Genomic DNA, 16,735 nt, shown 5'->3' with positions numbered 1-16,735 from the left:
CGGCTGAAAGACTGGCGGCGCGTCGCCACGCGATACGACCGGTGCCCGGAGACCTTCTTCTCCGCGATCATGCTCGCTGCGACCGTCCTCTTCTGGCTGTGAAAATCAATGAGTCGGGAACCTAGCGGGGGTCGGCGACTGGAATGAAGTCCCTGCCCCGACAAAATCCTTCGTATCCTCGGGATTTGGGGTAGCGAAATGTGATCCTGTGCGGGGGGGGGGCATATCAGGAACATCTGCACGCGGGAGCTAGAGGGAGGATGGCAGCCACGGAATCGCTTGCCGTCTCGGCCGGGACGGTGATGGCCTCAAGGGTGGGCAGCCAAAGACGGGGTAATCATGCCGCCCCGGTGACAGGTCACCGACCAGCGCGGAATAGCGGGCTCCGTGCCGGGCCCACACGGAGCGAACCTCGATGAAGCGAGGAATGACGACAGGACGGCAGGACGGCAGAACGACAGCCGAGAACTGTCCCAGCGACCGGCAACCCGCGCCCTGCCAGCTCGCGATCATCTGCAAAAGACAAGAAGTGCCGCTGCATCCCGCGCGTCCGCTCAGGCACCGCAGCCATCCGTCCCGCTGCCGGTTGCGGTTCGCCGCCCTCCGCTGGGGCGTAGGCGCCCCGGCTTGCCCCGCCGAGCCCTGTCCAACCGGCCCAACCGGCCCAACCGACGGTCAGAACTTAAGCCCTCGAGAGGGAGCAAGCCCCCTCCCGCAGGCGACAAGCATCGCTTGTTTCCACCACTAGAATACCGGTCACCCACCCCGACACCCGAGGGTGGCGGGCAACAAATGGCAGACAACAAGCGAAAAACGAAAAGAGGCACCTCCAGCAGGCTCGCCCCCCATGCCGTTGAGCCTGCGGACATACCGGGCACGCCGTCCGCGCGCGCGATCATGCCAACACCGCCGCGCCTGAACCGGCGGCCGGACCGCACCAACCATGCGCCCCAGCCCGGGTATCCCAACATTCCCAACCCTAACAGGAGCCTCCGCCAAACCCGCGGCCAGATTCAGTCCCGGCATCGGGTGGATCGGGTTCAGGATGAATCTGTCTGGCTCTGAAGTCCAGATCTTGCAGGCCTCTTCGCAAGGAGTAAGGGCGCCTAAGGTCGCACCACCAAATCGTGGGATCAAACACCTAACCCAAGGACGCCTTTCTGCGCGCCTCCTGCGCCTTCTGGTCAAGCAGATCGGCGCGGATCTCTCCCAGCACCTTGACCCGGCCGAATTCGCGGACGGCGGCCTGACGGGCGACCTCGTATCCCGGCAGCATCTGCTGCAAGCTCTGCTCGGCCCGCAGCAGGGCGCGGCTGCGCTCGCCGGCAAGGGCGTTGGCCAGCCGGGCCTCGGCGATGGTGAAATCGCCGGTCGCGGCATAGATACCCTGCAGATCGTGCTCGATGGCGGCGATCTGGGCCTGCGCCACCTCGACCCGACTGCGATAGGCCGAAAAACGGCGCATCTCGAGATCGGATTTCAGCTGCGCCAACTGCCGCAGCCGGGCCAGTTGTGCCGGGGTCGGCTCGCTCATCGCCCGCCTCCCGGACCGGGCAGCGACATGCCCCAGCCGCTGCGCGCCTTCTTGCGCATCGCCTCGGCAAAGCGGATCGCGGCGGCGACCGGCGCGAAATGCTCAGAGCGGATCTCATGCCCGATCTCGACGGTGGCATGCAGCGCCCGCGCGCAGGGCGGATCGGACCAGATCGGGACCTGATGCGCTTTCGCCCGTTCGCGGATGCGGGCGGCGATCTCGTCCACGCCCTTGGCCAGACAGACCGGGGCCCGGCCGCTGCCGCGCTTCCACTCCAGCGCCACGGCATAATGGGTGGGGTTGACGATCACCACATCGGCCTTTTCGACATCGGCCAGCATCGCGTTCATCACCAGATCAACGCCCTTTTGCCGGCGGGCCTGCTTGAAATGCGGATCGCCTTCGCTTTCCTTGTATTCGTCCTGCATCTCCTGACGGGACATGCGGTGGCGGCGGCGATAATCATAATGTTTCCACATCATGTCGACCGCCGCAAAGACCAGACCGATGCCCAAGGCCATGGCGATGCTGCGATGCAGGATCACCTGCAGGCCCAGCACCCATTGCGCGTCGGCCATCGCCTCAGCCGTGCTGAGCCACCCCAGGAGACCGCGAAACAAGAGCCAGCCCCCGGCCGCGACCAGCCCGACCTTGGCCAGTGACAAGAGAAAGGTCACCAGCCCCTGCTTGCCGAACTTCTGTCCGGCATTGCGGACCGGGTTGATGCGCTTGGGGTCGGGCAACAGCTTCTTGGGCGTAAAGGTAAAACCGCGCTGCACGATCAGCCCCGCCAGCACCGGCAGGGCCAGAATCGCGGCAAATCCCAGAATGGCCAGCCCCGCCTCACCCGCCATCGAGCGCGCCAGATCCATGACCGATTTGCCGCGGCCATCGGGCCATGGCTCGGCCCCGACCGCCCGCGCGGCCATGCCAAGCCAGCGCGGCACCGCCCAAGCCCCGGCAAAGGCCATGCCCAGCCACAGCCCCAGATAGGTCAGCGCCGCCGAAAGCTCGGTCGAGCGCGGAATGTCGCCCTCCTCCCGCGCGCGGCGCAGCTTTTGTTCCGAGGCATCGAATTGCTTGTCGTCGTCCGCTTCGCTCATGGCAGGTCCTGCCCGATCACGGCCAGAACGGCTCCGGCCCATGTCGACAGGATCGACGGCGTCAGCAGCGCCAGCGCGACCAGCGCCAGCATGATCGCGGCAGGCGCGGCAATGAACATCACCGGCAGCGCCGGCATCACCTTGCTGACCATGCCCGACAGCACCTGAAACAGGAAACCGCCCAGGATAAAGGGCGCCGCCAGCACCAGCGCCAGCACGAAGCTGCGCCGCAGCAGGCCCAGCATCACCGGCAGGATCTCGGCGATCTGCGGCCAGTCGCCCACCGGACGCAGCAGCAGGCTTTCGCGGATCAGGTCACAGACCAGCACCGGCAGCCCCATCGCCATCAGCAGGGCGATCCCGGCCAGATGCAACAGGTTGCCGATCGGGTGGGGGGAATATTCATTGGCCACGCCGATGATCTGCGACAACGAGGCCGTCGCCGCAATCGCCGTCGCCGCGACATCAATGGCCAGCGCAAACAGCCGCACCAACCCGCCCAGCACCACCCCGGTCACCACCTCGGCCGAGCACAGCATCGCAAGCCGCACCAAGGCATCGGGCGCCACCGCCACCCCCGCCGTTTCGGCCAGCAAGGGCGTCAGCGCCAGCGCGGCCGCCACCCTGACGCGCACCGGCAGCCCCTGCATCGAAAACCCGGGCAGCGCCAGCAGACATGCCTGAATCCGGCAATAGGTCAGCAGATGCGCCAGCAGCAGCGCGGCAAGGGCCGGATCGCTCAGTGGCCCGGTCACGGCGCCACCGTGCCAAGCGCCCGGACTTTGGCGGCAGGGTCGATCTCGTCAAGACCCATCACCGACAGGGCCAGCCCCGACGAGGCCAGCATCAGCCGGATCAGCCGCCGGCGATGGTCCGGCACGGCCAGCACCGGCTCGGTCGCGGGCGGCTGGACGGCCAGCACCTTGCGCACCGCCTCGGCCAGCCGCTGCTGCAATTGCGGCACCGGGGCCGAGCCGGTGCGCCCGGCCTCGGCCTCGGCACGGGTGATCTCGGCTTCCCATTGCGGGTGCAGTTGCAGGATGTCGAGATGGCCGTCTGCGCCGGTAAATTGTTCAGTGATCTGGCCGCGCAGCCGGCGTCGGACCTGTTCATAGACCAGTTCGGGCGAGGGTGCGTTGCGCGATTCATGCACGGCATCGGTGATCAGCATCAGGTTGCGGATCGAAAGCCGCTCTTCCAGCATGGCGCGCAGCACCGACAGCAGCATCTCGGGCGCGACCTTTTCCGGGACCATGCCGTCGAAAAAGCGCTGGTTCAGCTTGGCCCGATGCTCATCGCTGACATTGCACAGTTCGCGGATCATGCGCTGCATCGAGGACAGCGTCAGCAGCGCCGGCAGGTTCGACTTGACCACCTCCATCAGATGGGTCGAAAGCACCTCCATCGGGATGACCACGGTGGCGCCGGCGACGGCGGCATCCTCCTGCCGGTCGGGGCTGATCCATTTCGCAGGGCTGCCATAAACTGGCTCTCGCACCTCTTCGCCGGGCAGGTCCTGCAAGATGGCCTCGGGGCCCAGCGCCAGCACCAGCTGCGGATGTAGCCGGCCCCGGCCGCGCATGACGCCCTGCAGGCGGATGACATATTCGCCATCGTCAAAGGCCGTACCGTCGGTGATGCGGACATCTGGCAGGATCAGTCCATAGCTGCGCGCGACATGCAGGCGCAGATTGGTGATCCGCTGCCCCAGACCGCGCCCTTGGTCCAGCGCGCTGACGATCAGGCCGGGGCCGATCTCGACGCTGATTTCCTCGGTGTCCAGCACGTCGCCGATCCGGGCCTGCGCCGGCGCGGGGGCGGGTTGGTCGGGGCTGGGCGCGTCATCGGGCGTGGCGGTCAGCTCGCGTTGGCGCAAGCGCCATGCCATCGCGGCCAGCCCCGCGGCCAGCCCCAGAAAGACTAGCGGCGGCATGCCGGGGATCAGGCTGACCAGAACCATGCCGCCCGAGACCACCGCCGGCACCTGCCAGTTCGAGGTCAGCTGCCGCGACAACAGATCGGCTGTGGTGTCAGTGGCACCGCCGCGCGATAGCAGCAGCGCCGCCGCCATTGAGGTGATCAGCGCCGGGATCTGCGTCACCAGCCCGTCGCCGATGGTCAGCCGGGAATAGGTGTCCAACGCCTCGGTCACCGGCATGGCGTGAACCATGACTCCGGCGGCAAGACCCACGAAAAGGTTGATCAGGGTGATGATCAGCCCGGCGATCGCATCGCCCTTGACGAATTTCGAGGCACCGTCGAGCGAGCCGAAAAAGCTGATCTCGCGCTGTTCCTGAATGCGGCGGCGCTTGGCCTCTTCGTGGTCGATGGCGCCCGAGTTCAGGTCGCCGTCGATGGCCAGCTGCTTGCCCGGCAGCGAATCCAGCGCGAACCGCGCCGAGACCTCGGCCATCCGGCCCGAACCCTTGGTGATGACCATGAAGTTCACCACCGAGATCACGCCAAAGACCGTCAGCCCAACCAGCAGCGAACCGCCGGCAACGAATTCGGCAAAGCCGTTGATGACATGGCCGGCCGCCGTCGGCCCGTTCTGGCCGTGCGTCAGGATCAGTCGCGTCGATGATACGTTCAGCGACAGCCGGATCAGCAGCGAGACAAGCAGCAAGATGGGAAAGGCCTGAAAATCCGTAGGTTTCTCGACCAGCGAGGCCATGACCAGAATCAGCGTCGCCGTGGCGATCGACAACGCGATACCGACATCCAGCAGACCGGCCGGGATCGGCAGCACCATGGACAGAACGATGATTACCAGCGCCCCGGTGATCACCAACGGTCGCACCGGCAAGGATCGTGCCGGAAGGCGTTCGGCCAGACTCATCTTGCGTCTCCGGTTTGGGGGGGCGGGGCCGGCTCGGCAAGCGCGGGGGCCAGCAGCTTGTCGATCGGCCAGTCAGGGCCGGTGAACATCCCCGAGCGGCGCAGAAAGACCAGCACCCGGATGCGTTCCTCGGGAGGCAGCCGCCGCAGCCGCAGGTCCATGTCCACGGGCAGATCCTCGCCGGCGAGCAGCCATTCGGTGGCCTGGGCGATCAGCGCATCCGCCTCGGCCGGGGCGTTCGCGCCGGCGCCGGACAGCGCCGCCGACATCAGCAGGGCCCGGATCACGACGCCCTCTTCAGCTCGCGAAGCGCGTTTTCCAGATTGCCAAAGCTGGGCCGGACGTGTTCGGGGGCGGATTGACGCCCGACTTCGACACAAAGGTTTGTGGCGTGCTGATGCAAGCCCGCGACCAGAACGGACTTGATGACGTCGTAAAAGGACTGGTCCTGCTTCATCACCGCCTGCAGTCGCTGGGCAAAGGGCGCGACCAGCGCATAGGCCAGAAACACGCCCAGAAAGGTGCCCACAAGCGCGCCACCGATCATCTTGCCCAGAACTTCGGGGGGCTGGTCGATGGCGCTCATGGTCTTGATGACGCCCAGAACCGCGGCAACGATGCCCAGTGCCGGCAGCGCGTCGGCCATGTTCTGAAGCGCATGGGGCGCGTGCATCGCCTCTTCGTTCATCAGGCCGATGCGCTGGGACAGCATTTCCTCGACCTGATAGGGATCGTCGTAGTTCAGGCTGGCCGAGCGCAGCGTGTCGGTGATCAGCGCCACCGCCTGCTCGTCCTTCAGGATCTTGGGATAGGCCTGAAAGATCGGCGAATTCGCCGGCTCTTCGACATGACCTTCCAGTTCCACCGGATTGGCGCGGGCGATGCGCAAGAGTTGGAACAACAGGCACAGCACGTCCTGCAGATCCGATTCATGCCATTTCGGCCCTTTCAGCGACCGCCCAAAGCCGCTGAGCGCATGTTTGATCGTCGCGGTTTCGTTCGACAGCAGGAACGAGCCCAGCGCCGCGCCGCCGATCATCATCATCTCATGCGGCAGCGAATGCATGATGACCTCAAGATGGCCGCCCGCCAGGACATAGCCGCCAAAAACCATGGCAAAGGTAACGACGATGCCGATCATTCCGAACATGATAATCCCCTAGTTCTTCGCGGCACGAATGGCGCCCATATATGAGGTCAGCACCGCCGCCTGCCCCGGCTCGACCGAGGCCATGATGCGGGCACCGGTTTCGGGCTGGACGCGCGCCAGGATCTGCGCCGCGAAATCCGGCGGCAGGTTCGACAGCACCTGCGCCGCCTGTTCCGGCTTCATCTGGTCGTATAGCGCGATGATGCGGGCGATATCGTCGGTCTGACCGCGGCTGATGCTGGTGTCGTGGTCGTTGATCTGCTGGCGCAGCTTGCGCAATTCGACCAGCTTATCGGTGAGCTGTTTTTGGGCCACGGCCAGCTCGGCCTTGCGCCGGTCGATGTCCTGCATGTAGCGCTCGATGCGCAGCCCGCGCTGGCGCAGCTCATCGGAAAGCGCGACGGCCTCGGGGACATCGGTGCAGCCCGCCATCAGGGCGGCGGGCTCGGCATGGGCGCGCAGCCGGGCGGCGCCATCGATCAGCATGACCGCCTGACTTGCCGCCGCCAGCGCGATGATGCCGCCCACCACGGGAAGGATCGCCCTACGCATCCGCCTGATGCTCCTCGGGACGGCGCCGGCGGCGTTGCAGGCGCAACGGACCCGCCTGCGCGCCGCTTTCGGCGAATTTCTTCTGTAGCAGCCAGAAGGCCCGCTCTTCCTTGGCGCGCTCGATTTCACCGGCCAGACCTTCGGTCGCGCGCAGCGCCTCGGCCTTGGCGGCATGGATCGCGCGCTCCAGCCGGCCGATCTCGCTGGTCATCACCGCGATGGCGCCGCCCAGACCCGTTTCCAGATCATTGAGTTTGCGCAGCCGCCGGGCCAGCACGAAACAAAAGAACGCCAGCCCGACGGAAAAGCTCAGCAGCGCGAACTGCAGGATTTGGGATATCGTCATTGGATACGGAACTCCGTAATCAGGATGTCGCTGAAGCCCGACTTGCCCAGCACATAGACCGCACGGGTCGCCAGCTCGTCGCGCACGATGTCGAGAATGCCGCGCCGTTCGAACGCAGCCGGGTCGATGTCGGACAGGAAGCTGTTGAACGCATCCGACAGGCGCGGCAGCAGATGTTCGACCGTGGCGCGGTTGGCGCTGTCGGTCTCGATCGCGACGGTCATGACCAGCGTGCGCGATTGTGGCCCCGCCAGCGTCAGCACGATCTGCGGCAGGGCCACGAATTGCGTCTGGGGCACGGCGACCACCTCGGGCTTTTCCTCGGCCTTGGGCTTCAGCAGCGCCATCGGCGACCAGAACCCAAGATAGGTCGAGGCAAATCCTGCCCCCAGCATGGCCGCCACCAGAATCAGCGGCAGCAGCTTTTTCAGCCCGCCTTTCGCGGGAACGTCGGTATGGGGGGCGGCAGCATCGGTCACGGTGATTCTCCATCGATCTGTCGAAGGGATACCACCGCCGGGCTAACCAATTCTTAAGCGCCGCCATGCCATGAAGGTCGGGTGACATGACCCAGCCGATTCGAAGGGGGCGGTTTTGCTGAAGCTGCAAGACTATTGGCGCGAGCGTAGCGCAAAGCAGAGGGCCATCCTGGCCGCGGCCTTTCTGTTGACTTTCGGGGCCATCGCCGGCCTTTCATGGTTCGCCAGCCGCCCGGGTCTGGCGATGCTCTATTCCGGGCTCGACCCGCAGCAATCGGGCGCGGTCCTGGCCGCAGTCGAGAAATCCGGCGTCCCCTATGAGATCCGCGGCGATTCGATCTGGGTCGAGGAAAGCCGGCGTGACGCCCTGCGCATGACCCTTGCCGGCGAGGGGCTGCCCTCGGCCGGGGGCACCGGCTATGAGATCCTCGACGGCATGTCGGGCTTTGGCACCACCTCGCAGATGTTCGACGCCGCCTATTGGCGTGCCAAGGAAGGTGAGCTGGCCCGCACCATCCTGGCCCTGCCGAACGTCAAAACGGCCCGCGTGCATCTGGCCGTCCCCGCCGGGCGCGGCTATCGCCGCGAAGCGCAGGCCAGCGCCTCGGTCACGCTGACCACCAATGGCACGCCGATCAGCCGGGCGCAGGCCAAGGCGCTGAAGTTCCTGATCTCCTCGGGGGTTCCCGGCATGACGGCGGATCGGGTCAGCGTCATCGACAGCGAACGCGGCGTCATTGCCGCCGAGGACGACCCCAGCGGCGAAGACCGCGCCGCCGAAATGAAACGCAATGTCGAACGCATCCTCGAGGCGCATGTCGGCCCCGGCAATGCCATCGTCGAGCTGAACCTTGATCGCGTTCTGGACAGCGAACAGGTGACCGAGCAGCGCTTCGACCCCGAACAACGCGCCCTGATCTCGCAAGAGCAGGAAGAAACCGCCGACCAAAGCAGCAACAAAGATGCGGGTGCGGTGACGGCGGCCTCGAACCTGCCGGAAAGCCCGAAGGACAAGGGCCAGGAAAGCAAATCGCAGCGCTCGGAGACGCGGAACCGTTCGAATTACGAGGTCAGCAAGATCACGCGCGAGGTCAGCCGTCAGCCCGGCGCCACCCGCCGCCTGACGGTCGCGGTGCTGGTCAATGGCGTGGTCGAAACCGATGCCAATGGAGGTTCCAAACTGGTGCCGCGCGACGAGGTCGAGTTGCAGAACCTGCGCGAGCTGGTTGCCTCGGCCGTGGGCTTTGACGAGGGGCGCGGCGATGCGCTGACGGTGAAATCGCTGCCCTTTGCCTCGCTCTCGGACGTAGGCACGGCCGCGAGTCAGGGGGGCTTGCTGGCCCGGCTGGATCTCAACAGCCTGATCAAGCTGCTGCTGGTCGGCCTGTTCGCGCTGGCGCTGGCGTTCTTCCTGCTGCGTCCGGTGCTGAGGGCGCGCGGGGCCGAGACGCGGGCCGCGCTGGACACCAGCCTGCCGCCCCCTGCCCCCGAAGCCGAGACGATGCCGCCCCTGTCGAGCGCCATTCCCGAAATCGAGTTCACCCCGGCTGAACAGACCAACGACCCGGTCGCCCGCCTGAAGGAGCTGATGAAATCCCGCAAGGACGAAAGCCTGCAACTGCTGTCGGGCTGGATCGAGAAACGTGAGGATGCGCTGTGAAATCCGCCAGTCTCAGGCTTGAATCCTTTGCTGCCGCCCGCACCACGCCGCAGCCGACCGCAGCCGAGCTGGACGAGGCCTATCACGACGGCCATGAGCGCGGTCTGGCCGAGGGGCGCGAGGCCAGTCTGGATGCCCTGACCGCCGAAATGGCGCGGCTTCGTCATGGGCTGAGCCTGCTGGCCGAGCAGGAACAAGCCATCCGCCGCGATACGCTGGCCGCAGTGACTCCCGCGCTGGCGCTGATCATCGATCTTTTGGGGCGGGCCGGCGCGCGCGAACGGTTGCTCGACGCCTTGCAGGCCGAGCTGGCCCGTCTGGTCCAGACCGACGGCCAGGGCGAGGTCATCATCCGCTGCCCCATCGATATGCGGCACGACATCCAGCCCTGTCTCGACCGCGCCGGCCTGCAGGCCAGACTGCTGGACGCCCAGCCCGGCAGCCCCGGCATCGAGATCACTGCCCAGGGCGGCAGCATCCGTCTGGACCCTGACCGCCCCGCGACCGAGCTGCGGGCGATCATCGACGAACTTCACTCGGAGGACTAAGCATGGACGATCTTGCCAGCCTGATTGCGACCGACCAGATCCTGGTCGAGGTGACCATCCGCCTGGGCTCGACCCAGCTCAGCGTGGCCGAGCTGTCGCGGCTGCGGTCCGACGATATCCTGACGCTGGATCAGCAGATGTCGGACGGCGTCGACATCTGCGTCGGCGACCGGGTCATCGCCCGCGGGGAACTGACCACGGCCGAGGGCGACAACCGGCTTTGCGTGCGCATCCTTGGCGCGGCGAGCGCATCATGAGACGCCTGTTGCCGGTGCTGGTGCTGCTTGTGGTCCCGCAACTGGCGCTGGCTCAGGACGGCGCCGGGCTGAATGCCGCAGCCGAGGCGATCGGCAATGGCGTCGGGCGCAATGCGATCACGTTGCTGGCGGTGATGACAGCATTATCGCTGGCGCCGGGCATCGCCATCATGGTGACCTGCTTTCCCTTTATCGTCACCGTGCTGTCGATCCTGCGCCAGTCGATCGGGTTGCAGCAATCGCCGCCGAACATGCTGATCGTCAGTCTGGCCATGTTCCTGACCTGGTTCGTCATGAACCCCGTCCTGACCGAGGCCTGGACCACCGCCGGGGCACCGCTGCGCGACGGCACCATCTCGGTCGAAGAAGCGTTCCAGCGCGGCATCGTGCCGTTTCGCGGCTTCATGGAGGCGCGCACCGATCCCGAAATGATCGCCACGCTGGCCGATATCTCGCCCGAGCCGCAGGCTGCTCCAGACCGGTTGTCGGTGCTGGTCCCCGCCTTCATGCTGAGCGAGATCCAGCGCGCCTTCGAGATCGGCTTTCTGGTGTCGCTGCCCTTTCTGATCATCGATCTGGTGGTTTCGGCGGTGCTGATGTCGATGGGGATGATGATGGTGCCGCCGGCGGTGGTGGCGCTGCCCTTCAAGCTGGCGTTCTTTGTCGTGGTCGATGGCTGGGGGCTGGTCGCCTCGGCGCTGGTGCGCAGCTATCAGTGATGCGGCCGGCGCGGCCATTCTGCCGCAGGGCGCAACGTCAAATGGGTTGCGGCTTTAATTCCTGGTGGAAATTCGGCATGAGTCTTCAAATGTCCAGCGGATTTGCATGTTACGCCTTGCCCTGATCCTTTCCTTGGTCACCTTTTCCAGCCGCTCTGTTCTGGCCGAGGATGCTCTGGCCGTTGAATTTGTCACGGTCCGGGAAACACCACTGATCTATGACGTAGCGCTGACCGGCACCATCCACGCGGTGGACACTGTCGAGGTCGGCTTTCGTCAGGGCGGGCGGGTCGTCGAGGTCCTCGTGAACGAGGGCGATACGGTCAAGTCGGGCCAGCCGCTGGCGCGGACCGATCCCTTGCAGCAGGAACAGGCCTTTCGTATCGCCGAAGCGGCGGTGGCCGCAGCCACGGCTGCACGCGATCAGGCGCAGCAGGCAATGGACCGCGCCCAGGCCATGCTGGAGCGTGGCGTCGGAACCCGGGCGGATCTGGACAGCGCCGCGCAGGCCCTGTCCTCGGCCGAGGGCGGCTTGACGCAGGCGGCAGCGCAGCTGGATCAGGCGCGGCGGGCGCTGGACGATACCGTGATCCTTGCACCGACAGATGCGGTGGTAACCGCGCGTCAGGTCGAGCCGGGCCAGATCGTCGGCGCGGCGCAATCGGTGATCACGCTTGCCTCCTCCAGCGGGCGCGAGGCCGTTTTCCAGACCACGGATTCGCCGCTGCTGCGCCATGCCATCGACGCCCCGGTCAGCCTGCGCGGCATCGATATGCCGAACCTCGCCATGACCGCCAAGATCAGCGAGATTGCACCGCTGGTCGATCCGGCCACCGGCTCGGTCACCGTGCGCGCCCGCATCGACAATCCGCCGCCGGGGCTGGATCTGCTCGGCTCGCCGGTGCAGGGCGCGGTGCATTTCCCGGCCGGCAAGGGCATCGCGGTGCCATGGACCGCGCTGACCGCGACGGGTGCGCAACCAGCGGTCTGGACTGTGGACGCCGAAAGCCGCGCGCTCTTGGTCGCCGTGCGGATCGAGCGTTTCGCGAATGGCACGGTAATCCTTGCCGGCGGCATATCGCCCGGTCAGGTCGTCGTTGGCGCCGGCTCGCAATTGCTTTACCCCGGCCGCAAGTTGCGGCGCGCGAATGGCGCGCAGGAGGCTCGGCCATGATCCGCGCCCTGATGCTTGCCTTGATGTTGCCGCTGCCGGCCCTGGCCTGGCCCTGGTCGGCGCCTGCCCCGGCCGCGCCCGCGCCGCCGCGTCCGGTCGCCAGCATGATCGTCGACGACAGCCCGATCCAGACCCATTCCCTGCCCGGCGCAATCCGTGCCAGCACCGAGGTGGCGCTGGCCTTTCAGACCTTGGGCCGCATGACCAACCGGCAGGTCGATGTCGGCGACGTGGTTCACAAGGGGCAACTGCTGGCCACGCTCGACCCCGAGGATCTGCAGGCCGAGGTCCGCGCCGCCGCCGCCGCCGCCGATACCGCGCGGGTGAATTACGAAACCGCGCTGTCCACGGCCGAGCGCACGCGGGCGCTGGCCCGCCGCAACGTGGCGACCGCAGCACAGCTGGAGCAGGCCGAGCGCGCCCTCGCTGCGGCAAAGGCCAGCCGGGACCAGGCGGAATCGCAGCTGGTCCGCGCCCGCGGCTCGGAGAATTACGCCGAGATGCGCGCCCCCTTTGACGGCGTCATCAGCGCCGTCGAGGCCGCGCCCGGCGCCGTCGTCAGTGCCGGTCAGGCGGTGATGCGCCTGTCCAGTCAGGATCGGCTGGAGGCGGTGATCGACCTGCAACCGGCAATGATCTCGCGCATCAAGCCCGGCGACGAATTCGAGATCTGGTCCGAAAACCACCCCGAAATCAGACACCGCGCCCGCGTGTCGCGGATCGAGCCGGTGGCCGATGTCGCCACCCGCACCCGCCGCGTGCGGCTGGCGCTGGTCGAACGCGACAGCTTTCGGCTGGGCGCGCTGATCCGGGCCCGGCCCGCCACCGGCGGGTTGCGCCAGATCACCGTGCCGGCCTCGGCGATCCTGACCCGGGACGGCCAGTCGCTGGTCTGGGTGGTGACGCGAACCGCCGACCGGGCCGAGGTCTCGCTGCGCCAGATCCGCATCCGCGACCTGCCGATCGAGGGCGTCGTCACCGCGCTGGAGGGGCTGGAACCCGGCGAAGAAATCGTCATTCGCGGCGTCCATTCGCTGGTCGACAAACAACCCGTGGGAGCGCGCGTTTTACCATGAGCGGCCGATTCAACCTCTCGGACTGGGCGCTGCAGCATCGTTCGCTGGTCTGGTTCCTGCTGATCGTCTCGATGCTGGCCGGCGCGCTCAGCTACCTGCGCCTTGGCCGCGAGGAAGATCCGAATTTCACCATCAAGATCATGGTGATCAGCGCCTCGATGCCCGGCGCGACCATTCAGGACACGCTGGATCAGGTCACCACGCGGATCGAAACCAAGCTCGAAGAGCTCGATGAGCTCAAGTTCACCCGCTCGGTCACCATGCCCGGCCGCTCGATCGTCTATCTTGAGCTGGACCCCACCATCCGCGGCGCGCAGGTGCCCGAGACATGGAAACGGGTGCGCAATATGATGTCCGACATCCGTCCAAATTTTCCACAGGAATTCCAAGGCTTTCAGTTCAACGACGATTTCGGCGATGTCTTTGGCAACATCTATGCCTTTACCGCCGACGGCTTTACCCAGCGCGAATTGCGCGACCGGGTCGAGGCGATCCGCAAGCAGGTTCAGGCGCTGCCGATGACCGGGAAATCCTCGCTGCTGGGCGAACAGCAGGAACGGATCTATCTGGAATTCTCGTCAGCGCGGCTGGCGGCGCTGGGGCTGAACCACAATCAGGTCATCCAGACCCTTGCCACGCAGAACGCCATCGCGCCCTCGGGGATCGTGCAGGCCGGGCCGGAACAGGTGCTGGTGCGCGTCGGCGGCCAATTCGACGATGCCAGCAGCATTGGCGCCGTGAACCTGCGCGTCGGCGACCGCTTTTTCAACATCGGCGATGTCGCCACCATCCGCCGCAGCTATGAGGATCCGCCAAGCGCGCTGTTTCGCTATAACGGCAAGGCCGCCATCGGCCTGCAGGTCGGCATGCGCAGCGGCGGCAACATCCTTGAATTCGGCAAGCAGCTCGATGCGCTGATGGATCGCGTGGCGCTGGACCTGCCCGTCGGCATCGACATGGCCAAATTCGCCGACCAGCCGCAGGTGGTAGACGATGCCGTCGGCCATTTCGTCCGCGCGCTGGTCGAGGCGGTGGCCATCGTGCTGCTGGTCAGTTTCGTCAGTCTTGGCCTGCGGGCCGGGCTGGTGGTCACGCTGACGATCCCGCTGGTGCTGGCCATCACCTTCGTCATTCTGGACCTCTATGGCATCACCCTGCAACGCATTTCGCTGGGCGCGCTGATCATCGCTCTGGGCCTTCTGGTCGATGATGCGATGATTGCCATCGAGACCATGATCTCGCGCCTTGAGATCGGCGAAAGCCTGCAATCCGCCGCAAGCTACGCCTGGACCTCAATCGCCTTTCCGATGTTGACCGGAACGCTGGTGACTGTGGCGGGCTTCATCCCGATCGGGCTGAACAATTCGGCGGCGGGCGAGTTCACCTTTTCGCTGTTCGTCGTCATCGCGGTGTCGCTGCTGGTCAGCTGGATCGTGGCGGTGCTGTTTGCGCCGCTGCTGGGTGTGACCTTCCTGCCCCGCCGGATGAAGCATGAGGATCACGGCCCGGGCTGGCTGCGTCGGCAGTTCCACCGGCTGCTGCTGCTGGGCATGCGCTTCAAATGGGCGACGATCGCGCTGACGCTGGCTACGTTCCTGCTGTCGGTTCTGGGGATGCGGCTGGTCGAGCAGCAATTCTTTCCGACCTCTGACCGCACCGAGATCATCATCGACGTGACCGAGCGCGCCAATGCCTCGATCGCCAAGACCAATGCCGACATCGCTCGGATCGAGGCTTTCCTGGCAGGGCAGGACGATGCGCTGTTCTATACCTCGTATATCGGCAGCGGCGCGCCGCGTTTTGTGCTGTCGCTGGACCCGCCGACGCCGGGCCCCTACATGGGTCAGATCCTGATCCAGACCGCCAATCTGGCCGCGCGCGACCGTCTCAAGGCGCGGCTGACCGAGTTCGCGCAGAACCAGATGATCGGCACCGATCTTTATGTCAAGAATCTGGAAATCGGGCCGCCGGTCGGCAAGCCGGTGCAATACCGGGTCTCGGCGCCCGATCCTGACACGGCGCGCGATGCCGCGCGCGAACTGGCCGCGCTGCTGTCCACGGAACCCCGGCTGCGCGACATCTCGCTGGACTGGAACGAGCCGGCCCGCGTCGTGCGCCTGCATGTGAATCAGGATCAGGCCCGGCAGGTCGGCATCAGCAATGAGGATCTGGCCGCCGCGCTTGAGGGCACCTTTACCGGCCGCTCGATCACGCAGCTGCGCGACGGCATCTTCCTGATCGACGTGTTGGCGCGCGGCTCGCAGGCCGACCGGCAGTCGCTGGCCTCGATCCAGAACCTGCAGCTGGCGACGACCACCGGCACGCCGATCCCGCTGGCCTCGCTGGCGCAGCTGGAATACGGCACCGAACAGCCGCTGATCATGCAGCGCGATGGCCTGCCCACGGTCACGGTCAAGGCCGACATCGCCTCGCGCGACCAGCCGGCGACGCTGATCGCGGCGGTTGCGGACAAGGTCGCGGCCTTTCAGGCGAAACAGCCGCCCTCGGTCAGCATCACCGTCGGCGGCACGGTCGAGAACTCGGACGAAAGTCAGGCGCCGATCGCCGCCGTGGTCCCGGTGATGCTGCTGATCATGGCGCTGCTGGTGATGATCCAGATGCAAAGCTTCCGGTTGTCGCTGATCGTCTTTGCTGCGGCGCCCTTGGGCCTGATTGGTGTGGTCGCGGCATTGCTGCCCTTTGGCGTGCCGATGGGCTTTGTCGCGATCCTTGGCATCCTGGCGCTGATCGGCATCCTGATCCGCAACTCGGTCATTCTGGTGCATGAGATCCGCGAGCTGATCGAGCGTGGCCATTCTGCCTGGGACGCGGTCTTCGAGGCCTCGGACAGCCGCGCCCGGCCGATCCTGCTGACCGCCGCAGCGGCCAGTCTGGCGCTGATCCCGATCTCGCGTCAGGTGTTCTGGGGGCCGATGGCCTATGCGATGATGGGCGGCATCATTGCGGGCACGGTCGTGACGCTGATCTTTGTGCCGGCGCTATACTGCGCAGTGTTTGGGGTAAGAAAGCCGCCCGGCGACGGAATGCCCAGCCTCGAGGACCGCAAGCGCGCAGCCGCGCATCAGTAGGCTGATCGACGGGCGGTTTGCACAGGGTGCCCGCGAGAGGCCCGGCAGCACAGCAGCAGGCGGAAGGCGTGTGGTGCGGAATGGGCCTAGGCTGTGTGAAAACTCACTGCGGATGATATCTGACGCGTTGCTCGGACCAGATAAGGCGGCCAGCGACAGATTTCGACGGGACGTGGTTTGACGGCCTTTTCAGGCCTTCACCGCTGTCA

The 16,735-nt window shown here is 66.1% G+C and carries 16 protein-coding genes and 2 pseudogenes; 8 read left to right on the top strand and 10 right to left on the bottom strand.

All coding sequences use genetic code 11. The features are described 5' to 3' along the window. Nucleotides 1-102: pseudogene (locus GL279_RS18355) on the top strand (IS5/IS1182 family transposase); the annotation flags it as partial. 909 nt (nucleotides 103-1,011) lie between these two features. Here GL279_RS18355 and GL279_RS18350 read toward each other — a convergent pair. The 10 genes and pseudogenes from GL279_RS18350 to GL279_RS18305 all read right to left on the bottom strand — a co-directional run. Continuing rightward, nucleotides 1,012-1,113: pseudogene (locus tag GL279_RS18350) on the bottom strand (IS481 family transposase); the annotation flags it as partial. A 28-nt stretch (nucleotides 1,114-1,141) separates the two neighbouring features. Beyond that, nucleotides 1,142-1,534 (bottom strand): hypothetical protein, encoded by a 393-nt coding sequence (locus GL279_RS18345; protein WP_155066064.1) that lies wholly within the window; start codon nucleotides 1,532-1,534, stop codon nucleotides 1,142-1,144. After that, nucleotides 1,531-2,637 (bottom strand): flagellar type III secretion system protein FlhB, encoded by a 1,107-nt coding sequence (gene flhB / locus GL279_RS18340; protein WP_155066063.1) that lies wholly within the window; start codon nucleotides 2,635-2,637, stop codon nucleotides 1,531-1,533. The genes GL279_RS18345 and flhB overlap by 4 nt, the downstream gene beginning before the upstream one ends. Beyond that, on the bottom strand, nucleotides 2,634-3,392 hold the full coding sequence (locus tag GL279_RS18335; protein WP_343039859.1) for a flagellar biosynthetic protein FliR: 759 nt from the start codon (nucleotides 3,390-3,392) through the stop codon (nucleotides 2,634-2,636). Before GL279_RS18335 ends, flhB begins: the two co-directional genes overlap by 4 nt. Next, the gene (locus GL279_RS18330; RefSeq protein ID WP_155066062.1) at nucleotides 3,389-5,476 is read right to left on the bottom strand and encodes a flagellar biosynthesis protein FlhA; all 2,088 of its coding nucleotides are present in this window, start codon (nucleotides 5,474-5,476) and stop codon (nucleotides 3,389-3,391) included. The genes GL279_RS18335 and GL279_RS18330 overlap by 4 nt, the downstream gene beginning before the upstream one ends. After that, nucleotides 5,473-5,763: a hypothetical protein gene (locus tag GL279_RS18325; RefSeq protein ID WP_343039858.1), complete on the bottom strand. Its 291-nt coding sequence runs from the start codon at nucleotides 5,761-5,763 to the stop codon at nucleotides 5,473-5,475. The genes GL279_RS18330 and GL279_RS18325 overlap by 4 nt, the downstream gene beginning before the upstream one ends. Then, nucleotides 5,760-6,626 carry a flagellar motor stator protein MotA gene (gene motA / locus GL279_RS18320; protein ID WP_155066061.1) on the bottom strand — a complete coding sequence of 289 codons (867 nt, stop codon included), beginning with the start codon at nucleotides 6,624-6,626 and terminating at the stop codon, nucleotides 5,760-5,762. Before motA ends, GL279_RS18325 begins: the two co-directional genes overlap by 4 nt. Before the next feature lie 9 nt (nucleotides 6,627-6,635). Further along, complete coding sequence (locus tag GL279_RS18315) at nucleotides 6,636-7,178, bottom strand: MotE family protein (protein ID WP_155066060.1); 543 nt, start codon at nucleotides 7,176-7,178, stop codon at nucleotides 6,636-6,638. Further along, nucleotides 7,171-7,524 (bottom strand): hypothetical protein, encoded by a 354-nt coding sequence (locus GL279_RS18310; protein ID WP_155066059.1) that lies wholly within the window; start codon nucleotides 7,522-7,524, stop codon nucleotides 7,171-7,173. The genes GL279_RS18315 and GL279_RS18310 overlap by 8 nt, the downstream gene beginning before the upstream one ends. Further along, the gene (locus GL279_RS18305; RefSeq protein WP_343039857.1) at nucleotides 7,521-8,003 is read right to left on the bottom strand and encodes a flagellar basal body-associated FliL family protein; all 483 of its coding nucleotides are present in this window, start codon (nucleotides 8,001-8,003) and stop codon (nucleotides 7,521-7,523) included. The genes GL279_RS18310 and GL279_RS18305 overlap by 4 nt, the downstream gene beginning before the upstream one ends. A 115-nt stretch (nucleotides 8,004-8,118) precedes the next feature. Here GL279_RS18305 and fliF point away from each other — a divergent pair, with 115 nt between their 5' ends. The 7 genes from fliF (at nucleotide 8,119) to GL279_RS18270 (ending at nucleotide 16,526) form a co-directional block, all read left to right on the top strand. Beyond that, nucleotides 8,119-9,663 carry a flagellar basal-body MS-ring/collar protein FliF gene (gene fliF, locus GL279_RS18300; RefSeq protein WP_155066058.1) on the top strand — a complete coding sequence of 515 codons (1,545 nt, stop codon included), beginning with the start codon at nucleotides 8,119-8,121 and terminating at the stop codon, nucleotides 9,661-9,663. Further along, nucleotides 9,660-10,211, top strand: coding sequence for a hypothetical protein (locus tag GL279_RS18295; protein ID WP_155066057.1), 552 nt, complete (start codon nucleotides 9,660-9,662; stop codon nucleotides 10,209-10,211). Before fliF ends, GL279_RS18295 begins: the two co-directional genes overlap by 4 nt. Nucleotides 10,212-10,213: 2 nt before the next feature. Further along, the gene (locus tag GL279_RS18290; protein ID WP_155066056.1) at nucleotides 10,214-10,468 is read left to right on the top strand and encodes a FliM/FliN family flagellar motor switch protein; all 255 of its coding nucleotides are present in this window, start codon (nucleotides 10,214-10,216) and stop codon (nucleotides 10,466-10,468) included. Further along, nucleotides 10,465-11,187, top strand: coding sequence for a flagellar type III secretion system pore protein FliP (fliP, locus tag GL279_RS18285; RefSeq protein WP_155066055.1), 723 nt, complete (start codon nucleotides 10,465-10,467; stop codon nucleotides 11,185-11,187). Before GL279_RS18290 ends, fliP begins: the two co-directional genes overlap by 4 nt. A 106-nt stretch (nucleotides 11,188-11,293) precedes the next feature. Further along, nucleotides 11,294-12,361 carry an efflux RND transporter periplasmic adaptor subunit gene (locus GL279_RS18280; protein WP_155066054.1) on the top strand — a complete coding sequence of 356 codons (1,068 nt, stop codon included), beginning with the start codon at nucleotides 11,294-11,296 and terminating at the stop codon, nucleotides 12,359-12,361. Then, nucleotides 12,358-13,437, top strand: a complete 1,080-nt coding sequence (locus GL279_RS18275) for an efflux RND transporter periplasmic adaptor subunit (protein ID WP_155066053.1) — start codon at nucleotides 12,358-12,360, stop codon at nucleotides 13,435-13,437. The genes GL279_RS18280 and GL279_RS18275 overlap by 4 nt, the downstream gene beginning before the upstream one ends. Further along, on the top strand, nucleotides 13,434-16,526 hold the full coding sequence (locus tag GL279_RS18270; RefSeq protein WP_155066052.1) for an efflux RND transporter permease subunit: 3,093 nt from the start codon (nucleotides 13,434-13,436) through the stop codon (nucleotides 16,524-16,526). The genes GL279_RS18275 and GL279_RS18270 overlap by 4 nt, the downstream gene beginning before the upstream one ends. Nucleotides 16,527-16,735 lie beyond the last annotated feature (209 nt).

The sequence above is a fragment of the Paracoccus limosus genome, assembly GCF_009711185.1.
Lineage (GTDB): Bacteria > Pseudomonadota > Alphaproteobacteria > Rhodobacterales > Rhodobacteraceae > Paracoccus > Paracoccus limosus.
This window is presented reverse-complemented; position numbering and strand designations above follow the sequence as displayed.

Coding starts and splice junctions, on each gene's coding strand:
- GL279_RS18345 (WP_155066064.1), bottom strand. CDS start 1,534: ATGAGCGAGCCGACCCCGGCACAACTGGCCCGGCTGCGGCAGTTGGCG.
- flhB (WP_155066063.1), bottom strand. CDS start 2,637: ATGAGCGAAGCGGACGACGACAAGCAATTCGATGCCTCGGAACAAAAG.
- GL279_RS18330 (WP_155066062.1), bottom strand. CDS start 5,476: ATGAGTCTGGCCGAACGCCTTCCGGCACGATCCTTGCCGGTGCGACCG.
- motA (WP_155066061.1), bottom strand. CDS start 6,626: ATGTTCGGAATGATCGGCATCGTCGTTACCTTTGCCATGGTTTTTGGC.
- GL279_RS18315 (WP_155066060.1), bottom strand. CDS start 7,178: ATGCGTAGGGCGATCCTTCCCGTGGTGGGCGGCATCATCGCGCTGGCG.
- GL279_RS18310 (WP_155066059.1), bottom strand. CDS start 7,524: ATGACGATATCCCAAATCCTGCAGTTCGCGCTGCTGAGCTTTTCCGTC.
- GL279_RS18290 (WP_155066056.1), top strand. CDS start 10,214: ATGGACGATCTTGCCAGCCTGATTGCGACCGACCAGATCCTGGTCGAG.
- fliP (WP_155066055.1), top strand. CDS start 10,465: ATGAGACGCCTGTTGCCGGTGCTGGTGCTGCTTGTGGTCCCGCAACTG.
- GL279_RS18280 (WP_155066054.1), top strand. CDS start 11,294: ATGTTACGCCTTGCCCTGATCCTTTCCTTGGTCACCTTTTCCAGCCGC.
- GL279_RS18275 (WP_155066053.1), top strand. CDS start 12,358: ATGATCCGCGCCCTGATGCTTGCCTTGATGTTGCCGCTGCCGGCCCTG.
- GL279_RS18270 (WP_155066052.1), top strand. CDS start 13,434: ATGAGCGGCCGATTCAACCTCTCGGACTGGGCGCTGCAGCATCGTTCG.